The following is a 16645-nucleotide window of genomic DNA, read 5'->3' as shown; positions in this document are numbered from 1 at the left end:
GATTTATCTCCTCAGAAAGTCTGGCGATACGAGCAACAGCGCGAGTGCGGTCGGGGCGCTCTCGGCGCGCGACACGGCGTTCGCGGTCGCGTCGGACAGCGAGCCGGGAAGCAGTTGCGGCGCGAGCGTGCGGGCGTCGAGCGTGTCGCCTGCGGGTTGAGCAAAACTCGCCGCAAAGCGCTGCGCCAACTCGACGCGGCGCACGAGCGCATCGGGCGCGGCCCAGCTCGCGGCGATATCGTCGTAGCCGGCGGGCGAGCCGGGACGCCAGACTTGCTGGCCCAGTTGCGTCAGAAGCGGCGCGGCGTGCACGCCTTGCAGATCGCGGCGGCCGAGTCCGCGCAACGATGAAATCGTCCAGTCCCACGGCGTCTTGAACTTGGCGGGCGCGTTCGTCCACGCTTCGGGCGCATCGATGAGCGCGCGATACACCGAAGGCAGATCGCCGCCGCTATCGCTGAAAACATCCGCGAGCTTGTCGACGAGCGCGGGCGGCGGCGTATCCGCGACGAAGTGGCGCGCGAGCTTTTCCGCGATGTGATGTGCGGTTGCGCGCGCGTTGGCCAGATCGTGCAGCACGGCGAGCGGCTGGGCTTCGCCCGCCTGCGCGTATTGCTTGCCCATCACGGTGCGCGCGCCCGGTTCGTGCAGACGCGTGCGAAACACGAACTGGCCGGGCGGCGTCGGATCGTTGGCATTGTTCGCCGGCTTTGGCGTCATCGCGCCGAGGCTCCAGCCGGTGAGCGCGCGCGCGAATTCGGTCACGTCGGTCTGCGTGTAGCCGCTGCGCACGCCGAGCGTATGCAGCTCCATGATTTCGCGCGCGAGGTTTTCGTTGAGGCCGCGCTTCGCGTTCGGATCGCGCATCGCGGCGCGCATGGCGGCCGGGCTGTCGGGACCGACGGAGCGCGGTTGATCCAGAAAAATCTGCATCGCGGGATGCCGCTCCACTGCGACCAGCATGTCCTCGAAGCGCCCGAGCACGTGTGGGCGGATCGCCTCGTTTTCGAACGATCCGGCCAGCAGCGCAACGGGCGGCTTGTCGATCGATACGGCGAAGTGGTTCGCCCAGAAATGCACGAGGCGTTCGATGAACGGCGTGTCCGTCGCGAGCGCGCTCGTCACGCGGGCATCGACGGCATCGCGGTACACGTCGCGAAGCTGCTCGCGGTATTGCTTGCGAGCGGCGGGCTTGTCGGCGTCGCTGGCGTCACGCAGCGCGCGCTGGCGTTCGGCGAACTGCGCGGCGAGCGCGCCGCTCGACGGCTGGCCGCTCAGCGCGGGCGGCATCGGCTGATACCTGCTCTGGCGCGGATCGGCCTGTTGCGCGAGCCAGCCGCGCGGATCGGCGGGAAGCGGCTCGCCCGGCCGCGCACCGAGCCCGAAGCGGTTCAACGCGACGGCGGCGGGCGTGAGTTTCGGGTCGAGGGTCATGATGATGTGCTCCGGTGTCATGGCTGCGGACGTTCATCGGCGGGCACCGCGCGCAGCGGGCCGTAACGCTCCATCGCGCCGACGAGCTTGAGACGCTCTTGCGGCGTCAGCGTCGACGCGAAATCCGCGACCGCGCCTTCGATGCGCGCGCGCAATGCGACATCGGCGGCGCGGGTGCGGGCGAGGGCGTCGTCGAGCGCGTGGCGATCGAAGTCTTGCGCCGCGAGCCGATGCGCGAGATCGATGCGTCCGTCGCGCGCATCGCGGATCAGCGGCAGGCTTTCGCGTCGCGTCTTGCGCAGGGCGTCGCGCAACTGGCGCTGGCGTTCCGGCGAAAGATCCGCCGCCGCGAAGCGAATGCCGCGTTGTTGCGCGGCTTCGGTGCGCTGATGCGCGAACGGTCCCGACAGCCAGTACGCGCCGCCCGCGATCGCGCCGAGCAGAAACACGTTCAGCACGAGCGACAGCGCCGCGAGCGTCTTCAGCGTGCGTGGATTCATTGATCGCTCCAGTCCGTAGAGGCGCCGCCGAACGCCGTGCCCGACCACGATTGCTCGAACGCGCCGAAGTGCGCGTTATCCATCGACGCCGGCGCCGGCGCCGGCGCCGGCGCGAGCAGCGACACCAGCAGCGCGCCCGCCGCGACGCCCGCCGCGCCCGCGCCGACGAAGCCCACTCCCGAGAACCAGGTGCGCGGACGCCGCCAGAACGCGCGCGCCGGGTGCGTTGGCGCGGATTCGACGATGCGTCGCGTGAGTGCAGCACTCGGCGGCGCGACGGCATGCGCGTCGAGCAGGCCGTCGAGCGCGCGGGCATCGGCGAGGGCGGCGAGCGCTTCTTCATCGCCGGCATTCACGAGCGCGAGCGCCGCGTCGCGTTCGCCTTGCGGCCAGCGGTCCGGCGACGCGCCGTATGCCTCGGTGATGTGGCGAAATCGTTCGGGTGTCATCGATGTTCCTTCGGAGCGTCATCGCCCGGCCTGGCGAGATCCGCGAGTGCGGCTTTCAGATTGCGGCGCGCGCGCGCCAGCAGGCTTTCGAGCGCCTCGACGCTCACGCCCATCAGCGCCGCGCTTTCCGCGTTCGGCACGTCCTGGTAGTACTGCAGGACGAGCGCCTCGCGTTGCCGCGCGGGCAGTGTCGCGAGCGCCGCCTGGATGCGCGCGTTCGCGTGGGCCGTGGCGAGACGCTCGTCGGGCAAGGGCGCGAGATCGGCTGCTTCGGGCAGATCGTCGGACGACGGCGTTTCCCGATGGCGGCGCAGGCGGTCGTAACACAGATTGAGCGTCACGCGATGCAGCCAGGTATCGAAGCGCGCGGAGCCGGAGCGCCACTTCGGCGCGATGTTCCAGATGCGCAGGAACGCTTCCTGGGCCACGTCGTCGGCCTCGTCCCGATCGCCGAGCATGCGCGCGGCAAGCGCGACGATGCGCGGGAGCTTCTTCGCGACGATCTCGCGGATGGCTCCCGGTTCCCGATTGCCGACGCGGGCAATGAGCGCGGTATCCGGATCTTCTTCGTTCAAAGTGGTGTCGGGTTTCGTTGCGCATGTCGGACTGCGCGGGCGCTCTTCAGTAAACGACGACCGGTCCGCGATAGTAGACAGGATGCGCCGGATACACGACGCATCCGGCGAGCATCACCGCGACGAGCACGGTTTTGAGCCGGTTCATGCCCAGTGGCCCTCGGCCCAGCGCCAGCTCGGCCCGCGCTGCACCCAATGCCCCGGAATCCAGCGATAGCCCGCGCGCACCGGCCGCCAGTGGCCCGGCGCCCAGACATAGCCGCCGCGCGTCCAGCGCCAGTGCCCCGGGTCCCATGCGTAACCCGCGCGCGGCGGCGGAAGCTGCTCGACGCGCATCGGCGGCGGCGCGGACGGCGCGATGATGACGGCCTGCGCGCTGGCAGGCGTGCTGTGCAGCGCGGCGAACGACACCGCGATGACCGGCGCGAATACCGCGGCCGAAAGCGCCGCCGACAATGCCGCGCGCAGCGGCGTACGTGTTCTCTTCATGTTCTCTCCCGTCGACTTCTGGTTGCGACGAGAACTTGAACGTGGCGGCGTGCGCTATTCCGTCGCTTGCCGCGCGACGACTTTGTAACGGGTCATTACGCCGATATCGTCAGTCCATCGACGAGACGTTTCGCGAGGCGCGGCTGCCGCAATTGCTCGATCCACCATTGCAGCGCGCGGCCTTCGTGATCGCCGCGCCATGCGACGTACAGCACGTTCGGTTCGCGCGGATCGGCGGTTTCCTTTTCGACGAGTTCACCGCGCGCAAGCAGCGTGTCCACGCGATGCCGTGGCACCCATCCCGTGCCGAGCCCTTGCCGCTGCGCGAGGATTTTCGCGCGCATCGTCGGCACGGCGAGCGCGGCCTGACCGCCGAGCACGCCGTACGCGCGCCCCGCCGAACGCGACGAATCCGCGACGACGACCGCCCGATGCGCCGCGATCTGCTCGCGTTTGAGCGGCCCGTTCACGCTGGCGAGCGGATGACGCGGCGACACCGCGAAGGTCCATTGCATGACGCCGAGCTCGAACCAGCGCAGGCCGGGGATCGCGGGCGGCTCGTTGGTCGCGCCGACGATCAGGTCCGCGCGGCCGTCGCGCAAGGCTTCCCAGGTGCCGGAAAGCACTTCGTGCGTGATCCGCAGCGCGACGCCGGACTCGAGCGCATCGAACGCCTGCACGACCGGCAAGAGCGTTTCGAATTCGAGGATTTCATCGCAGACGATCCACAGCCGGTCTTCCCAGCCGCTCGCGATCTGCTTCACGCGCTGCGTGAGCCGCGACACGTCGAGCATCAGGCGCGCGGCTTCGTCGGCGAGCAGGTGTCCGGCGGGCGTCAGTTGCAGTCGATAGCGGCGCCGGTCGAAGAGCAGCGCGTCGAAGCGCGTTTCGAGTTGCCGCGCGGCGTGCGAGATCGTCGACGGCGCCTTGCCGAGCCGCGCGGCCGCGCGCGACAGGCTGCCGGTTTCGCGGATCGCGTCGAGCAGCGAGAGTTCTTCCTCTGTCAACATGTTCGACTCCATCGAACGAGTTCATCGTCCGGATCGTACGGCAAAGCGGGGTCGGCGGTCCAACATCAGTCATCGGGTAAAACCCAACCTTCGACGGAGCTGAACGATGAACACCTTCCTGCACACGATGCGCCGCGCCGCCGGCGTGCTTCTCGCCGCTGCCGCGCTGCAACCGCTCGCGCATGCCGCGAACACGCCGCGTGCGCCGCAGCCGGCTGCCGCCGCAAGCGCGATCCAGTCGCGCACGATCGACGCGAACGGCGTCGAGCTTCACTATCTGCAAGCCGGTCGCGGCGACGCGACGCCCGTCGTGCTCCTGCACGGCTACACGGAAACGAGCCACATGTGGCAACCGCTGATGACGCGTCTCGCGGGCGAGCGCGTCGTGATCGCGCCGGACTTGCCGGGCGCGGGCGGCTCGGCGATGCCCGCTTCCGGCTACGACAAGAAGACGATGGCGCAAGACATCCACGCGATGGTGCGTTCGCTGGGCTATCGCAAGGTGAAGCTGGTCGGGCACGACATCGGGCTGATGGTCGCGTATGCGTACGCGGCGCAGTATCCCGACGAAGTCGAAAGCATCGTGCTGATGGACGCCTTCCTGCCCGGCGTCGGCGACTGGCAAAAGGTCTGGTTGCTGCGCGACAAATGGCACTTCAACTTCTACGGCGGGACGCCCGAGCAACTCGTGCGCGGTCGCGAGCGCGTCTACTTCGAGCATTTCTGGAACGACTTCGCCGCCGATCCCGCGCATTCGGTGAGCGAAGCGGATCGCCGCTACTATTCGGCGCAGTACGCACGCAATGGCCGCATGCGCGCGGGCTTCGAGTATTTCCATACGTTCACGCAAGATGCGGACGATTTCGCCGCGTTCGCGAAAACGCCGCTGCCGATGCCGATGCTCGTTCTCGCCGGCGAGCGCGCGTCGGGCACGTTTCTGATCGATCAGGCGAAGCTCGTCGCGACGAACGTGCAGGGCGTGGTCGTGCCGGGCGCCGGACACTGGCTGATGGAGGAAGCGCCGGATGCGACGACGGCGCAACTCGTGCGCTTCATCGACGCGCCTTCGTCCAACTGAAAACCATCGATGCCGTGGCGCGTGTCTTGCGCCACGCCATCAAAGGAGAGCTGAAATGGGACTTCTCGTCGACGGGAAATGGCAGGACAAGTGGTACGACACGTCATCCACCGGCGGGCGCTTCGTGCGCAAGGACGCCGCGTTCCGCAACCGGGTGACGGCGGACGGTGAAAGCGGCTTCAAGGCCGAAGCGGGACGTTATCACCTGTACGTGAGCCTCGCGTGCCCGTGGGCGCATCGCACGCTTATCATGCGGGCGCTGAAGGGACTGGAATCGATGATCGACGTCTCGGTCGTGAACTGGCTCATGCTGGAAAACGGCTGGACCTTCGACGACGGCCCCGGCGTCGAGCGCGACACGATCAACGGCGCGCGCTATCTGCATCAGGTCTACACCGCCGCCGACCCGCACTACAGCGGCCGCGTGACCGTACCGATCCTGTGGGACAAGGCGCGCGGGACAATCGTGAACAACGAATCGTCGGAGATCATTCGCATGCTGAATTCGGCGTTCGACGGCATCGGCGCGAAACCGGGCGATTACTATCCGGGCGACCTGCGCGAAGAGATCGACGCGCTCAACACGCGCATCTACGACACGCTCAACAACGGCGTCTACAAGGCGGGCTTCGCGACGACGCAAGCCGCCTACGAGGAAGCGGTGACGCCGCTCTTCGACACGCTCGACTTCCTCGAAGAACGGCTGGGCACGCGCCGCTATCTCACGGGCGAGCGCTTCACGGAAGCCGATATCCGCCTCTTCACGACGCTCGTGCGCTTTGACGCGGTGTATGTCGGCCACTTCAAGTGCAACCGGCGGCGCATAGCGGACTATCCGAATCTCTCGAAGTACCTGCGCGAGATTTACCGGATGCCGGGCATCGCCGCGACGGTGAACTTCGACCACATCAAGCGGCATTACTACGAGAGTCATCGCACCATCAATCCGACGGGCATCGTGCCCGCCGGACCGGTGCTCGATTTCGCTGCGGATCAGTCGTACTGATAGACGCCGCGCTTCGTCTTGCGCCCGAGCCGCCCCGCCGCGACGAGCTCGCGCAGCAGCGGGCACGCGCGGTACTTCGAGTCGCCGAAGTCCTTGAGGAACACGTCCATCACCGAGAGACACACGTCGAGGCCGATCAGGTCCGCGAGCGCGAGCGGGCCGATCGGATGATTCGCGCCGAGCTTCATGCCCGCGTCGATCTCCTCCGCGCTCGCGACGCCTTCATAGAGCACGTAGAACGCCTCGTTGATCATCGGCACGAGAACACGGTTGACGACGAAGCCCGGCGAATTGCGCACGCCGATCGGCGACTTGCCGAGCTTCTCGGTGAGCTCGCGCACGGCGGCGGCGGTTTCATCGCTCGTCTGCACGCCGCGGATCACTTCGACCAGGGGCAACAGCGGCACCGGATTGAAGAAGTGCATGCCGATGAAACGCTCGGGCGTCGCGATCGTCGCGGCGAGCGCGGTGATCGAAATCGACGACGTGTTCGACGCGATGATCGCATCCGGGCGCGCCGCTTCCTCGATCTGCTTCAGGATGCGGTTCTTGAGCTCGGCGTTCTCGGTGGCGGCTTCGATCACGATATCGGTTGCGGCCAGGCGCGCGTAATCGGTCGAGGTCTCGATGCGGTTCAATGCCGCATCGCGCGCGGACGCGTCCAGTTTGTCCTTCGACACGAGCCGCTCCAGGCTTCCCGTGAGCGTCGCGACGCCCTTGGCGAGCGCGGCGTCGGTGACGTCGATCAGCACGACGCTGAAGCCCGCGACGGCCGCGACCTGCGCGATGCCGTTGCCCATGGTTCCCGCACCGACGATGCCGACGGTCTGAATCTTCATGCTCTGCTCCTCCTTGATCTGCGCCGGCGTGAGGCGCCGGCAAACCGGAAATGGTCGAATGCGCGCGAAGCGCTCTCAGGGAACGATTCTAACCAGCGATGCGGGCCGTGACGTTACCCGAAAGCCGTCAAATCTTTCAACGCGATGCCGTTTGCATGACAGAAGGCAGCGTACCGGTCCCAGCCGCTCTTCCAGTTTTCGGCCGCGAGCACGTGGCCGCTGTCGTTCACGAAGAGCAGTTCCCCCTGAATGATGTTGAGCGTGACGATGTCCGCGCCGTCCGTATCCGATGGCAGCGCCTCGGGCGTATGACTCGATCCCGCCGTCTCGTACACGATGCTCCCCGGCTCCGCGATCCACTCGTGCTCGCGATACTTCCAGCGTCCCGCCACGGTGTAGACGATCACCGTCCCCGTGTGCCGATGCCGCGGCATCTGGCCTTTGGCCGGAGCCTTCATCAGCGCGATGACCTCGCCGCGCACCGGGTCGAGCTTGAAATACTTGACGAGCACGCGCTCGCTGTATGGCGTGAACGGCACCCACGGCAGGTCGGCGTCATTGAGGCAGGCGGTCTGGATCTGTTCGAACAGCATGATGTCGGCTCCTTGCATTCAGCAGTGCATTGTAGGCAGCGCGGCGCGTGTCCACCATTGGCCGAATGGACGACCCGGGCCGACCCCGCCGGCCAAGCCGGATCGCGCGGTATCTGCTATCGTCCCGCCATGCCAACCATCATCACCGTTTCCAATCTGTCCAAGACCTACGGGTCGGGCTTCCGCGCGCTTCGGGACGTGAATCTCGAAATCCGGCGCGGCGAAATTTTCGCGCTGCTCGGCCCGAACGGGGCGGGCAAGACGACGCTCATCAGCACCGTGTGCGGCATCGTGAATCCGAGCGAGGGAAAGGTCACCGTCGCCGGCCACGATATCGTCACGGACTATCGCGCCGCGCGCGCGATGATCGGCCTCGTGCCGCAGGAACTCACCACCGACGCCTTCGAGACCGTCTGGGCGACCGTGTCGTTCAGCCGCGGCCTGTTCGGGCGGCCGAAGAATCCGGCGTACGTCGAGAAAGTGCTGAAATCGCTGTCGTTGTGGGCGAAGAAAGACAACAAGATCATGACGCTGTCGGGCGGCATGAAACGGCGCGTGCTGATCGCGAAGGCGCTCGCGCACGAGCCCGAAATCCTCTTTCTCGACGAGCCCACCGCCGGCGTCGATGTCGAACTGCGCCGCGACATGTGGGACCTCGTGCGCGAGTTGCAGAGCAACGGCGTGACCATCATCCTGACGACGCATTACATCGAGGAAGCGGAGGAGATGGCCGATCGCATCGGCGTGATCAATCGCGGCGAGATCGTGCTCGTCGAGGAAAAGCGCGAGCTCATGCGCAAGCTCGGGCAGAAGAAGCTCACGCTGCAGCTCGAACAGCCGCTCGCCGAGATCCCCGCGCCGCTGACGCCTTACGGCCTCGCACGCTCGGCGGACGGCAGCGAACTCACGTACACGTACGACGCGCACGACGAGCCGGGCCGCATCATCGCACTGCTGCGCCATGTCGACGAAGCCGGCGTGCGTTTCAAGGATCTGCAAACGACGCAAAGCTCGCTCGAAGACATCTTCGTGAGCCTCGTCAGGGAAGCCAAATGAATCTATATGCCCTTCGCGCGATCTACCGTTTCGAGATGGCGCGCGCCGGACGCACGCTGATGCAGAGCATCGTGTCGCCGGTCATTTCCACGTCGCTTTATTTCGTCGTGTTCGGCGCGGCCATCGGCTCGCGCATTCCGGAAGTCGACGGCATCAGCTACGGCGCGTTCATCGTGCCCGGTCTCGTGATGTTGTCGCTGCTGACGCAAAGCATCGCCAACGCGTCCTTCGGGATTTATTTTCCGAAGTTCACCGGCACGATCTACGAATTGCTGTCCGCGCCGGTGTCGTACTTCGAGCTCGTCCTGAGCTACGTGGGCGCGGCCGCGACCAAATCCGTCATCCTCGGGCTGATCATTCTTCTGACGGCAGGACTGTTCGTGCCGCTCAGAATCGATCATCCCGTCTGGATGATCGTATTTTTGCTGCTCACGTCCGTGACGTTCAGCCTGCTCGGGTTCATCATCGGCATCTGGGCGGACGGCTTCGAGAAGCTGCAGATCATTCCGCTGCTGATCGTCACGCCGCTCACGTTTCTCGGCGGCAGCTTCTACTCGATCAATATCCTGCCGCCGTTCTGGAAGACCGTGGCGCTGTTCAATCCGGTCGTGTATCTGATCAGCGGCTTTCGCTGGAGCTTTTACGGGCTTGCCGATGTCGAAGTCGGCGTGAGTCTCGGCATGACGCTGGTGTTTCTGGCGGTATTCGTCGGGATCGTCGCGTGGATCTTCAGGACGGGATACCGGCTCAAAACCTAGAGCGGCGCGCGGCACGGCGGCCGGGCATGAGGGCGTTCATCGGATGAAAATCATGAAACGCACGAAGCGCAATTTCCTCGGTGTAATGGCGGCGGCGTTCACGGGCGGCGCGGGTCCATCGGCGCCCGCCCGATCGTACGAAATCGACCATAGCAGCGCGGACTGGCGACGGCGTCTGTCATCGGAGCAATATCGCGTGCTCAGGCGCGGCGGAACCGAGCCGCCGTTCGCGAGCCCGCTGCTCAAGGAAGACCGCGGCGGCAACTACGCGTGCGCCGGATGCGGCCTCGCATTGTTTTCGTCAACGGCGAAATTCGACAGCCGCACCGGCTGGCCGAGTTTCTGGAAGCCGCTCGACGGCGCCGTCGCGATGCACGCGGAAGCGACCGGTCATATGCGCAACGAGGTGCATTGCCGGCGTTGCGGCGGCCATCTCGGCCATGTCTTCGACGACGGCCCGAAGCCGACCGGCCTGCGCTACTGCATGAACGGCGCGGCGCTCGAGTTCCTGCCGGACGAAGCCTGACACGGCGCGCCCATCCACTTTTCTTCAGGCTTTCCCATGAACGCAACCCAACTCGTGCTCGATGCCGCGAAGACCGCGCTCGTGCTGATCGATTTGCAGAAGGGCATCGCCGGGTTGCCCGTGCAGCCTCACGCCGCGGCGAGCGTGCTCGCCAACGCGCGTGCGCTCGCCGACCGTTTCCGCGCGCTCGGAGCGCCGGTCGTGCTCGTCAAAGTGGCGTTCCCGAACGCGCCGGGCGGCCTGCGCCCGATCACCGACGCGGGGCAGGCACAGGAAGCGCCCGAGCCCGCGGGCTGGAGCGAACTGTGCGCGGAGCTCGACGCGCAGGCATCGGACATCGTCGTCACCAAGCGGCAGTGGGGCGCATTCCACGGCACCGATCTCGATTCCCATCTGCGCCGGCGCGGCATCGATACGATCGTGCTGGGCGGCATCGCGACGGCCATCGGCGTGGATACGACCGCGCGCGGCGCGCACGAGCGCGGATATCAACAGGTTTTCGTCGAAGACGCGATGAGCGACCTGCACGCCGATACGCACGAATCCACCTGCCGTTACATTTTTCCGCGCATTGGCCGGCTCCGGTCGACGCAACAGGTGCTGGCGGCGCTGGCATAGCGGCGCGCGTCGCCTATGCTGTCCGATATCGACGGACGAATGAGGTGCGGTGATGGCGGCCATTCCGAAGGTAGCGATCGCGTGTCAGGGCGGCGGAAGCCATGCGGCGTTCGCCGCGGGCGTGCTTGACCGGCTGTTGAGCGACGAATGCTTCAGCCGCTTTGAGCTCGTCGCGCTGTCGGGAACCTCCGGCGGGGCGATGTGCAGCGCGCTCGCGTGGGCGGGCTTGCTGCTCGGCGGCCCCGTGGACGCCCGAAGGCGCCTCGCCGCTTTCTGGAAGGATCTGGAGGCGCGCGACGGCCCGGATATCGTCGCCAACGCGCTCGGCACCTGGTACGCGCGCTTGCCGGTCAATGCGGAAATCAGCCCGTATCTGTATCCGCCGGTCGCCGAGGAGCGCCTGCGCGAATTGCTCGACAAGCATCTGCCGTTCGCGTCGCTGCCCGACGCGCCCGAGCAGCGCGCGAGGCCCACGCTTCTCGTCGGCGCGACCGATGTGCGCACGGGCGATCGCGTGATTTTCCCCGGCGACAGGCTCGATCAGGACCAGTTGGTGGCATCGGCTGCGGTCCCGCCGCTGTATCGCGCGGTCGCGGCCGGCGGGCGCATGTGCTGGGACGGTCTCTTCAGCAGCAACCCGCCGGTGCGCGAGTTCACCGATTTCGCGTTCGACATGCGGCCCGACGAAATCTGGGTCGTGCAGATCAATCCGCAGCTTCGCCGGGAATTGCCTGAATCGATGAACGAGATCATCGACCGGCGCAACGAGCTCGCCGGCAATCTCGCGCTCGGGCAGGAGCTTTACTTCACGACGCGCGTGAACGAATGGCTGAAGGCCGACGCATCGCTCGCGCAACGCTATAAGCCGATCAAGGTTCGCGTCGTGCAGATGCATCTCGACGCGAAGGATTATCCCGGGCCGCTCGACTATGCATCGAAGCTCGATCGCAATCCCGCGCTCCTGCATGCGCTCATCCGCAAGGGCCGCGAGCGCGCCGAATGGTTCTTCGACGCACGCTCCGACTGGCCGAGAGAAGGCACCGCGCCGCATCGGAGCGTCTATGCGACGACGCCCGCGGCGGTATCGGCGAAGGCGTAGCGTCGCTGTCATCAGGCAACGATCTGGACGTCTGCCTGGCACAAAATTTCGCGCTGCCGTTGTCATGCGGACGGTCGATTCGTCGGCACAATCTATTGTTCGGGCCGAGGCACGGATGCCTCTTCGAAGTGCCGCGCCGGGCCGGACAGAGACAGGTGACAACAGAGAAAATCATGAACACAAGAAAACTCGGATTCCTTTTTGCAGCCTCGCTCATCGCGCTGTACGGCGAGGGGGCGATGGCGAACCGCGCAGCTTCGCGCATCGAAGGACTCATGGTCGTGCAGGTCATCGGCGAGGTGAAAGCGGTCGATGCAAGCGCGCATCGCGTCACGGTCGTGAACGCGCAAGGCGTCGCGACGCAACTGAACGTGAGCCCCGATATGCAGGATCTTGGCAAGCTGCCGCTCGGCACGCGCGTCAAGAGTTCGGTGCTGCAGCCCGTCACGCTGACACGGATCGGGCATGCGAAGCTTCAGCAGGCCGTTCCCGGCGACAAGCGCTTCGTGGCGCAAGTGGCGAGCGTCGACGCAGCAACAGGGGTCGTCATGCTCGAGGATGCGGACAGACTGCCCATCGAAGTGCGCGCGCGCGATGCGCGACAGGCGGGCATGCTCGCAAGCGGCGCGACCGTCAGGGTCGACGTGGTGAACGAGCACGCGAATGCGGCACAAAAGAAGCCATGATTGGCGTCGCGCTTTAAGAAAGTTCTAATGGTCCCGTTATTTCGGTTCCCTTAACTTTGCATCACTCGCTGGCGGGACCCCGCCTGCCACGTCGAGAGCGTCCGTTCATCCCCGTGTCCGGACGCAGCGCTTATCCCCGAGCGCCGGACGCGCGCCGCACCTGCGGCGCGCGTCCCTTTTTCTTGTCACTGGCGTCATGCCGGCGTCGACGGAACCAGCCGAACCCGCGTGATCTCGGACGGCGCGCCGAGTCGTTTCGGCGGCCCCCAATAGCCGGTGCCGCGGCTCGTGTAGACCCACAGCCCATTCACCTTCACGAGTCCCGCGACGAACGGCTGTTGCAGCCTTACGAAGAAATTCCACGGCAGAAACTGGCCGCCGTGGGTGTGCCCGGAGAGCTGCAAGGTAAAGCCTGCTTCGGCCGCCGCGGTGGCGCTGCGCGGCTGATGCGCGAGCAGCACGCGCACGGCGGCGTCGTCGGGCGCGCCGCTGATCGCCTTCGCGGGATCGCTGCGATGCGCGGGATCGAAGCTGCCCGCGCTGTAATCCGTGACGCCCGCCACCACGGCTTGCGCGCCGTCGTGGTTCAACACGACGTGCTGATTGAGCAGCACGTTCAAACCCAGGCGACGGAATTCGGCGATCCACTTGTCCGCGCCCGAGTAATACTCGTGATTCCCGGTGACGAGAAACGCGCCGTGCCGCGCACAGAGACCGGCGAGCGGGCGTGTGTGGTCGGCGAGATTCGGCACGGTGCCATCGACGACATCGCCCGTCACGGCGATCAGATCCGGTTCGAGCCCGTTCACCGCCGCGACGATGCGCTCCACATAGTGGCGCTTGATCGTCGGGCCGACGTGAATGTCGCTGATCTGCACGATGGTGAAGCCGTCGAGCGCGGCCGGCAGATCGTCGATGGGCACATCCACGCTCACGACCGGTGCGCGCCGGCGCGCGTTGTAGAAGCCGATCGCGGAAAAGAGCACGGCGAGCATCGGCACGGCGAGCGCGCTATACGCGACGAGCGTCGGTGAACCGACAGGCGCGCCGCGCAGCCAGTCGACGAGATGCACGAAGAAGAGCATCACATCGCGCGCAAAGGTCAGGAGAAGCAGCGAGGAGAAAAAGCCGAGCGCGGTGAGCCCGCACCACGCGAGCCGATCGGCGAGCGCCTGCGGTTCGATCTGACGCGCCGCCATGCCGAGCGGCACGAGGATCACCGATGCCGCGAGCAAGACCGCCGCCAGCATCTTGAGCGGCATGCCGACGGGCGCGGCCGGGATGAGCCGCACGCCGACGTAGATGTGAAACAGAATGCCGATGCCGATGAAGCGGAGAAAGAAAGCCGAGCGTCGCATAGCGCCCCTGAGAGATCGGAGAAGCGGCAAAAAGGCGCATGACGGACGGCAGCGCCGGAGCCAGAGCCGATTCTACCCGCTAGAAAAAGTCCCCGCCTTCGGCGCACCGATGCGCCGCATTCCCTCAATTGCAAAAAATTGCGCGTCCCTTGGACTTTCACCGGTACAGGGCGGTATAAATCGTCCGTTTAATTCCTGTAATCGCATTGTCGATCTCAAAAACATTAGCAATGCAAAACTCGAGAAGAGGAGTAGGCGCATGAACATGAAATTGCGTGCAATTTCGATCCTGGCGATGACCGCAATCGCAGCATCGGCGGGTTCCGCATTCGCACAGACCGATTCGCTTGCGAAGACGGCCGAGCAAGTGACGATGGCGGAAAACCCGATTCATCTTCAGTCGACTATCGTGGGCATCGATTCGGCGAACCGCGTGCTGATGCTGCGAGACCAGAGCGGCGACGTGATGCTGCCGGTCGTCAAAGAAGTCAAGAATTTCGACAAGTTCAAGGTCGGCGACGTCGTTGACGTGTATTACAAGAATGCGCTGCTGATGGACATCAGCAAAGCGACGGGCGACAAGACCGACCGCGCGCGCGTCGACACGACCACGGTCGCGCCGGCGTCGGGCGCGAACGTCGTCGCTGGCTTCGATGCGATGCGCAAGGTCGAAATTCTCGCCACCGTCGTGAGCATCGACGCGGCGAAGCGCACGATCACGCTGCGCGGCCCGCAGAACACCGTGAAGCTCGACATCGTGAAGAACGTCGACGTGAGCAAGCTGAAGAAGGGCGACAATGTTCACGCCGTGTTCGTGTCGGCGCTGGCGGTTCAGGTGTCGCAACCCGCGGCGACAGCGTCGAACTAAGACGCGCGGTTGCCGGAAATAGAAAGGCCTCGGCATGTCGCATGCCGAGGCCTTTGCCGTTGTGCGATCACACCGCCATGCAGAGATATTTGATGACGACGTAGTCGTCGATGCCGTAATGCGAGCCTTCGCGGCCGAGGCCCGATTGCTTCACGCCGCCGAACGGCGCCACTTCGTTGGAGATCAGCCCGGTGTTGATGCCGACCATGCCGTATTCGAGCGCCTCGGCCACGCGCCAGACGCGGCCGATGTCGCGGCTATAGAAGTACGCGGCGAGGCCGAACTCGGTGTCATTCGCGAGGCGTACGACTTCATCGTCGGATGAGAACTTGAAGAGGGGCGCGAGCGGGCCGAAGGTTTCTTCCTTCGCCACTTTCATGTCGGGCGTGACGCCTGTCAGCACGGTCGGCTCGAAGAAGCCGTGACCGAGCGCGTGACGCTTGCCGCCCGACGCGAGCGACGCGCCTTTCGCGAGCGCATCCTCGATATGCGACTCGACCTTCTTCACGGCCGCTTCGTTGATGAGCGGCCCGAGCGACACGCCGCTTTCGGTGCCGCGCCCGACCTTGAACTGCCCGACCGCCGCCGCCATCTTTTGCGCGAAGGCATCGTAGACGCGCTCGTGCACGTAGAAGCGGTTCGTGCAGACGCAGGTCTGTCCGCTGTTGCGATATTTCGATGCGATCGCGCCTTCCACGGCGGCGTCGAGATCGGCGTCGTCGAACACGATGAACGGCGCGTTGCCGCCGAGTTCCAGCGTCACTTTCTTGACCGTCGGCGCGCTTTGCGCCATCAGCAGGCGGCCGACCGCGGTCGAGCCGGTGAACGAGAGCTTGCGCACGACCGGATTGCTAGTCATTTCGCCGCCGATTGCTTGTGCATCGCCGGTCAGGACGCTGAGCACGCCCTTCGGAATGCCGGCGCGCTCGGCGAGCACGGCGAGCGCGAGGGCGGAGAAGGGCGTCGCTTCGGCGGGCTTCACGACGATCGGGCAGCCGGCCGCGAGCGCCGGCCCGACCTTGCGCGTGATCATCGCGGCGGGGAAGTTCCATGGCGTGATCGCCGCGCAGACGCCGATCGGCTCCTTCGTCACGACGATGCGTTTGTCGGAAGCGGGCGACGCGAGGGTATCGCCGGCGACGCGCTTGCCTTCCTCCGCGAACCATTCGATGAACGACGCTGCGTAGGCGATTTCGCCCTTTGCTTCGGCGAGCGGCTTGCCTTGCTCGGTGGTGAGGATGAGCGCGAGATCGTCGGCGTTCGCGATCATCAGGTCGAACCAGCGGCGCAGGATGGTGGCGCGTTCTTTTGCCGTCTTTTGACGCCAGGCGGGCCAGGCCGCGTTGGCGGCTTCGATGGCGCGTTTGGTTTCGTTCGCACCCATGTGGGGGACCGCGCCGAGGGATTCGCCGTTCGATGGGTCGATGACTTCGAAGGTTTTTCCATCGTCGGATGGGTGCCATTCACCTGCGAGGTAGGCTGCGTTGCGCAGCAGAGTTGGGTCTTTCAGGTTCATTTCTGTTTGGATTCCTTTGTTTTTCGATTTGGCTTTCGCCGGATCCCGTGTTCGTGTCGGTTTATTAGCTTCGCCCCTATGCGGGGCAGCAGTCACTTTCTTTGCTGCTGTGTATAGACCGGAGACATGGGTAACAGGTGTGTCAGGACATGGGTAACACATTTAGCTCCTTTGACTGCCACGTTTC

Annotated in this window: 19 protein-coding genes; 9 read left to right on the top strand and 10 right to left on the bottom strand. The window is 65.6% G+C overall.

Translation table 11 applies throughout. From position 1 onward, the window contains the following. Window positions 1-3: 3 nt before the first annotated feature. The 6 genes from AWB75_RS25085 to AWB75_RS25060 form a co-directional block, all read right to left on the bottom strand. Window positions 4-1434 (bottom strand): DUF1800 domain-containing protein, encoded by a 1431-nt coding sequence (locus AWB75_RS25085; RefSeq protein ID WP_061126795.1) that lies wholly within the window; start codon window positions 1432-1434, stop codon window positions 4-6. Window positions 1435-1451: 17 nt separating this feature from the next. Continuing rightward, a complete protein-coding gene (locus AWB75_RS25080; protein WP_061126744.1) occupies window positions 1452-1934 on the bottom strand; it encodes a periplasmic heavy metal sensor in 483 nt (160 codons plus the stop codon). Further along, window positions 1931-2383 (bottom strand): hypothetical protein, encoded by a 453-nt coding sequence (locus AWB75_RS25075; protein ID WP_061126743.1) that lies wholly within the window; start codon window positions 2381-2383, stop codon window positions 1931-1933. Before AWB75_RS25075 ends, AWB75_RS25080 begins: the two co-directional genes overlap by 4 nt. After that, window positions 2380-2958 carry an RNA polymerase sigma factor gene (locus tag AWB75_RS25070; RefSeq protein ID WP_061126742.1) on the bottom strand — a complete coding sequence of 193 codons (579 nt, stop codon included), beginning with the start codon at window positions 2956-2958 and terminating at the stop codon, window positions 2380-2382. Before AWB75_RS25070 ends, AWB75_RS25075 begins: the two co-directional genes overlap by 4 nt. Window positions 2959-3102: 144 nt before the next feature. After that, window positions 3103-3447: a YXWGXW repeat-containing protein gene (locus AWB75_RS25065; protein WP_087086812.1), complete on the bottom strand. Its 345-nt coding sequence runs from the start codon at window positions 3445-3447 to the stop codon at window positions 3103-3105. A gap of 95 nt (window positions 3448-3542) precedes the next feature. Beyond that, window positions 3543-4457: a LysR family transcriptional regulator gene (locus AWB75_RS25060; protein ID WP_061126793.1), complete on the bottom strand. Its 915-nt coding sequence runs from the start codon at window positions 4455-4457 to the stop codon at window positions 3543-3545. A 106-nt stretch (window positions 4458-4563) separates the two neighbouring features. Here AWB75_RS25060 and AWB75_RS25055 point away from each other — a divergent pair, with 106 nt between their 5' ends. Beyond that, a complete protein-coding gene (locus tag AWB75_RS25055; protein WP_061126741.1) occupies window positions 4564-5535 on the top strand; it encodes an alpha/beta fold hydrolase in 972 nt (323 codons plus the stop codon). A gap of 55 nt (window positions 5536-5590) precedes the next feature. After that, on the top strand, window positions 5591-6541 hold the full coding sequence (locus AWB75_RS25050; RefSeq protein WP_061126740.1) for a glutathione S-transferase family protein: 951 nt from the start codon (window positions 5591-5593) through the stop codon (window positions 6539-6541). Here the strand turns inward: AWB75_RS25050 and AWB75_RS25045 are convergent. Together AWB75_RS25045 and AWB75_RS25040 are read right to left on the bottom strand one after the other, a co-directional pair. Beyond that, window positions 6529-7380 carry a 3-hydroxybutyryl-CoA dehydrogenase gene (locus AWB75_RS25045; protein WP_061126739.1) on the bottom strand — a complete coding sequence of 284 codons (852 nt, stop codon included), beginning with the start codon at window positions 7378-7380 and terminating at the stop codon, window positions 6529-6531. The genes AWB75_RS25050 and AWB75_RS25045 overlap by 13 nt on opposite strands. A gap of 113 nt (window positions 7381-7493) precedes the next feature. Beyond that, window positions 7494-7973 carry a 2,4'-dihydroxyacetophenone dioxygenase family protein gene (locus AWB75_RS25040; protein WP_061126792.1) on the bottom strand — a complete coding sequence of 160 codons (480 nt, stop codon included), beginning with the start codon at window positions 7971-7973 and terminating at the stop codon, window positions 7494-7496. 129 nt (window positions 7974-8102) lie between these two features. Between AWB75_RS25040 and AWB75_RS25035 the strand changes: the two genes are divergently transcribed. The 6 genes from AWB75_RS25035 to AWB75_RS25010 all read left to right on the top strand — a co-directional run bounded on the left by AWB75_RS25035 (window position 8103) and on the right by AWB75_RS25010 (window position 12716). After that, window positions 8103-9029, top strand: a complete 927-nt coding sequence (locus AWB75_RS25035; protein ID WP_061126738.1) for an ABC transporter ATP-binding protein — start codon at window positions 8103-8105, stop codon at window positions 9027-9029. After that, window positions 9026-9787, top strand: a complete 762-nt coding sequence (locus AWB75_RS25030; protein WP_061126737.1) for an ABC transporter permease — start codon at window positions 9026-9028, stop codon at window positions 9785-9787. The genes AWB75_RS25035 and AWB75_RS25030 overlap by 4 nt, the downstream gene beginning before the upstream one ends. A gap of 43 nt (window positions 9788-9830) precedes the next feature. Beyond that, window positions 9831-10313, top strand: coding sequence for a peptide-methionine (R)-S-oxide reductase MsrB (gene msrB / locus AWB75_RS25025; RefSeq protein WP_061126736.1), 483 nt, complete (start codon window positions 9831-9833; stop codon window positions 10311-10313). 36 nt (window positions 10314-10349) lie between these two features. After that, window positions 10350-10931 carry a hydrolase gene (locus AWB75_RS25020; protein ID WP_061126735.1) on the top strand — a complete coding sequence of 194 codons (582 nt, stop codon included), beginning with the start codon at window positions 10350-10352 and terminating at the stop codon, window positions 10929-10931. Window positions 10932-10983: 52 nt separating this feature from the next. Beyond that, window positions 10984-12030: a patatin-like phospholipase family protein gene (locus AWB75_RS25015; protein ID WP_061126734.1), complete on the top strand. Its 1047-nt coding sequence runs from the start codon at window positions 10984-10986 to the stop codon at window positions 12028-12030. 173 nt (window positions 12031-12203) lie between these two features. Further along, entirely contained in the window at window positions 12204-12716 is a 513-nt protein-coding gene (locus AWB75_RS25010; RefSeq protein ID WP_143746488.1) for a hypothetical protein, read from the top strand. A 194-nt stretch (window positions 12717-12910) separates the two neighbouring features. Here the strand turns inward: AWB75_RS25010 and AWB75_RS25005 are convergent, their stop codons facing one another. Next, window positions 12911-14074 carry a metallophosphoesterase gene (locus tag AWB75_RS25005; protein ID WP_061126732.1) on the bottom strand — a complete coding sequence of 388 codons (1164 nt, stop codon included), beginning with the start codon at window positions 14072-14074 and terminating at the stop codon, window positions 12911-12913. Between the two features lie 259 nt (window positions 14075-14333). Here AWB75_RS25005 and AWB75_RS25000 point away from each other — a divergent pair, with 259 nt between their 5' ends. After that, the gene (locus AWB75_RS25000) at window positions 14334-14942 is read left to right on the top strand and encodes a hypothetical protein (RefSeq protein ID WP_235012222.1); all 609 of its coding nucleotides are present in this window, start codon (window positions 14334-14336) and stop codon (window positions 14940-14942) included. Window positions 14943-15009: 67 nt separating this feature from the next. On the opposite strand, the gene AWB75_RS24995 is transcribed toward AWB75_RS25000, so the two are convergent. Continuing rightward, window positions 15010-16458, bottom strand: coding sequence for an NAD-dependent succinate-semialdehyde dehydrogenase (locus AWB75_RS24995; protein WP_061126731.1), 1449 nt, complete (start codon window positions 16456-16458; stop codon window positions 15010-15012). Between the last annotated feature and the right edge of the window lie 187 nt (window positions 16459-16645).

The organism is Caballeronia catudaia (assembly GCF_001544755.2).
In the GTDB taxonomy this organism is placed as follows: Bacteria; Pseudomonadota; Gammaproteobacteria; order Burkholderiales; family Burkholderiaceae; genus Caballeronia; species Caballeronia catudaia.
The sequence above is the reverse complement of the archived record's forward strand: the minus strand, read 5'-3'. Positions and strand labels throughout refer to the sequence as shown.